This window comes from Draconibacterium sp. (genome assembly GCF_041583095.1).
Lineage (GTDB): Bacteria > Bacteroidota > Bacteroidia > Bacteroidales > Prolixibacteraceae > Draconibacterium.
This window is the reverse complement of sequence record NZ_JBFHGM010000381.1, coordinates 1-3,777: the sequence shown is the minus strand read 5'-3', so window position 1 is coordinate 3,777 and position 3,777 is coordinate 1. Positions and strand designations below refer to the sequence as shown.

General features: G+C 37.1%; 3 protein-coding genes and 1 pseudogene. 3 read left to right on the top strand and 1 reads right to left on the bottom strand.

What is annotated here, in order from left to right; all coding sequences use genetic code 11:
- Together ABZB17_RS21400 and ABZB17_RS21395 are read left to right on the top strand one after the other, a co-directional pair.
- Positions 1 to 1,071 (top strand): TonB-dependent receptor plug domain-containing protein (locus tag ABZB17_RS21400; RefSeq protein WP_372653489.1); only part of this gene is annotated, 1,071 nt, incomplete at its 5' end.
- 11 nt (positions 1,072 to 1,082) lie between these two features.
- A complete protein-coding gene (locus tag ABZB17_RS21395; protein WP_372653486.1) occupies positions 1,083 to 1,874 on the top strand; it encodes a DUF4249 family protein in 792 nt (263 codons plus the stop codon).
- A gap of 444 nt (positions 1,875 to 2,318) precedes the next feature.
- Here the strand turns inward: ABZB17_RS21395 and ABZB17_RS21390 are convergent, their stop codons facing one another.
- Positions 2,319 to 3,206 (bottom strand): helix-turn-helix domain-containing protein, encoded by an 888-nt coding sequence (locus tag ABZB17_RS21390; protein ID WP_372653484.1) that lies wholly within the window; start codon positions 3,204 to 3,206, stop codon positions 2,319 to 2,321.
- A 166-nt stretch (positions 3,207 to 3,372) separates the two neighbouring features.
- Here ABZB17_RS21390 and ABZB17_RS21385 point away from each other — a divergent pair.
- Positions 3,373 to 3,777 (top strand): annotated as a pseudogene (locus ABZB17_RS21385) (hypothetical protein); the annotation flags it as partial.

Here is a 3,777-nt window from a genome sequence, read left to right as displayed (position 1 = left end):
GGAACCGATATTGTAAGTGATAAAAAAAGCCGGAAAGGATTAGAAAATGGGATATATGTGAGTAATTCTTTTGAGGTATCCGATAAAATCAATCTCGACTACGGTTTAAGGTTTTCTTTCTACAATATTTTAGGTGGTGACACTTATAACATCTACGAGAATGACGAGCTTGTCGAATCGATTGAACTGCCTGAAGGAAAAACCGGAAAGAGTTATTACAATCTGGAACCCAGAATAAGTATGAATTACAGGCTAAACAGTACTACAAGCCTGAAAGTAGGTTACGCCCGAAATACACAAAACATGCACCTTATGAGTAACTCTACCGGTGGTAGCCCTACTGACCAGTGGATTGGAAACAGTTACAATATTAAGCCGGAGATAGCAGACCAGGTAAGTTTCGGATTTAGTAAAAACTTCAATAACAACAAATACGAGTTGAACGCCGAGACCTACTATAAATCCATGCGGAACCAGATCGATTATAAAGATGGAGCAGATATCAATACTGTCCCGGATATCGAAAGCGAACTGCTTTTTGGAAAAGGTAGGGCTTATGGACTGGAACTCATGTTGAAAAAGAACACAGGAAGATTAACTGGCTGGATGGGATACACACTTTCGAAAACAGAACGAAAAATAAATGGAATCAATGATAACTCATGGTATAACGCCAAATACGATCGTACACACAATTTAACAGTCGTAGGTATCTATAGTCTGAACGAACGATGGACTCTTTCGGGAACTTTTATTTATACTACCGGAAATGCAGTTACTCTTCCGACTGGGAAATACATTCTTAATGATATGGTCGTATATCAATACGATCGCCGTAACGGAGACAGAATGCCCGCTACACACCGATTGGATTTGAGTGCCACCTATGAAAAGCCGTCGAAAGGGCGTTTCCAAAGCTCATGGAGTTTTGGGCTATACAATGTCTATGGTCGCCAAAATCCATACAGTATCGATTTTAAAGAAAACAAAAACAATCCTCAAAAGATTGATGCAGTACAAACATCATTATTCCAATGGATACCTAGTGTAACTTACAATTTTAAGTTTTAAAAAATGTAAATATGAGAAATATTCTTAGCCTGATAATTATTGCTTTGCTTTTTACCAGCTGTGAAAAAATAGTGGATTTGGATTACAAAAGTAATCAATCTAAAATCATCATCGAAGGCAACATTACCAACGAAGTTGGTCCTTATTATGTAAAAATTACAAAGTCTCTTAGTTTGACAGATACAACAGCTTACCCGACCATTGACAACGCTATTGTTACCATTAACGATGATGCGGGCAACAGTGAAATTCTTAGCCCACAGGGGAGCGGAGTTTATCAAACAACTACGTTGGAGGGGGTGGAAGGAAGAACCTATACATTAACTGTAGATGTGGACGAGCAAACATACACCGCACAGAGTACTATGCCACTGAAAGTACCATTTGATTCAATAAGTGTTGAGGAAGTTAAACTCGGTGGAGATATAGAATACAATTTCATTCCGGTGTACAAAGACCCTGAAGAAGAAGGAAATAATTACAGATTTGAAATGTCATTGAACTATAATCTTATTAGTCAGCATTTAGTCTTAAATGATGTGATTAATAACGGTTTGGTGAATACCCTCAAACTGGAAATAAATGATGACGATTTAGAATTTAAAGCAGGAGATTTGGTTAGTATAGAAATGCAATGTATAGATAAAAATGTGTCATTGTATTATACCGCATTGGCATTGATGGCAGATAATGGGCCTGGAGGAGGTACAACCCCTAATAATCCACCGAATAATATTTCGAATGGGGCTTTGGGGGTATTTTCTGCACACACTGTCGAAACCAAGGATGTGACAATACCATGAATTTTGAAAACTAGGAGCACTCACTCATGTTTCTAATGCCTCATATTCAATTCAATTTGAATCTTAGCCTGAAAACAAGAAATTGTCCCTGCGGAGAATCAACAAGTATGATACCGTAGGGGCATTTCCTTAAGATGTAGTTCAATATGAAAAGAAACCAAAAAAAGGAAACAAATGAGAGAGAGAGAATTTTCCAATTCTTTTCTAATCTAATTTTGGTTCCAAGTCCCTACAAATTAACCACTTTGTTTCATCATGTTTATTCATTAAAACTGGGAGATGATTACGTGTTGAAGTCTGAGGAACAATTTATGGATCTAATTCGGTTTCTGAATGATTTTGATTACAAATAGGGCCATTCTTATATAGGCAATTGACTTAATTTATTGAATATTTTAGGTTGAAAGTCAAATAGGACTCAATTGAACTCAATTGAAAATTTTATTAGTTCAAGTTCCTATACTCATTAGGAGTATAACCGGTTTCATTTTTAAACATTCTGCTAAAATGCTGCGAATATTTAAAACCTAATTCATGCGCAATTTCACGGGCAGTTTTGTCTGAGTCAAATATCTTGCGCTTTGCTATTTCGATGATTTTAATCTGAACGTATTCCTTGGCTGACTTTCCGGTTTCCCTTTTCATCAAATCACCAAAATAATTTGGCGATAAATGAAGTTCATCAGCAAAGTAAGCCACCGACGGTAAGCCGAAAGTTTGCGGTTTATCTGAGGCGTAATAGTCATTCAGCAAGACCTCAAACTTTTCCAGAATGCCCTTGTTGGTATTTTCTCTGGTAATAAACTGCCGGTCGTAAAAGCGCTCACAGTACTTTAGTAACAATTCAATATTGGCAGAAATAAGTTCTTTACTGTGCTTATCCACGGCATGTTCCAGCTCGTATTTAATCTTTCCAAAACTGTCAATTACCATTTGACGCTCGCGTTCAGAAATATGCAGCGCTTCATTTGTATTGTAATCAAAAAAGGAATATTTATCGATATGGCGTCCCAGAGAGGTTCCCATTATTAAATCAGGGTGAAAAATAACACCATGCCCTTTGGGTTGATACAGTTCAACACTCGGCTCCATATCCAGAATTTGTCCAGGCGCAATAAATATTAAAGTGCCTTCCTGGTAGTCGTACGTATTTTTTCCATACCGAAGATCGCCACAATGCACATCTTTCAGTAAAACCAGGTAAAAACCGAAATAGGTTCGTATTAACCTGCGGGGATCCGCTTTCGAAAAATCAATAACGCTTACCAATGGATGTAAGGTCTCGTGATTATTAAAAATATTGTATTCCGTAATCGTTTCAAATCTGTTCATCTTTTCCATATCGTATCATTTAACGAATCAAATTTAAGCATTCCTGTAATGGATTAAAACCCGTTCGGGTCAATTCAGTAAAAATGGTACACAATACCGTATTTTATATACAAATTACTATAATACAGTGTTTTATCTTTGTGGGTGAAATTATAACAAAATGAAAATGGAAAATTCTTATCGCAACTTCTACCCGATTATGAACTTATCAACTGCTTTTGCAAAACAGGTTAAAAGCTGGCAATTCCTCTTCCTTTTTATAGCAATCGTAAGTTTATCATCATGTAAAACCACCGACGGAAATCTGATTTTGATTAAGGACCAGGGAAGTTTTGCCGTTGGAGGAACAGTAAAAGAGAATCCCGGTACGTTTAATACCATTACACGTACACCTGAAGGACAGACTTTTCATGGAGATCATGCATATACGTTTTATCAGATACCGGCAGAAGCACACGAATACCCGTTGGTAATGTGGCATGGCATTGGTCAGTTCTCAAAAACCTTTGAAACTACACCAGATGGCAGAGAAGGATTTCAGAACCTGTTTTTGCGCAAAAAGTATAGCGTG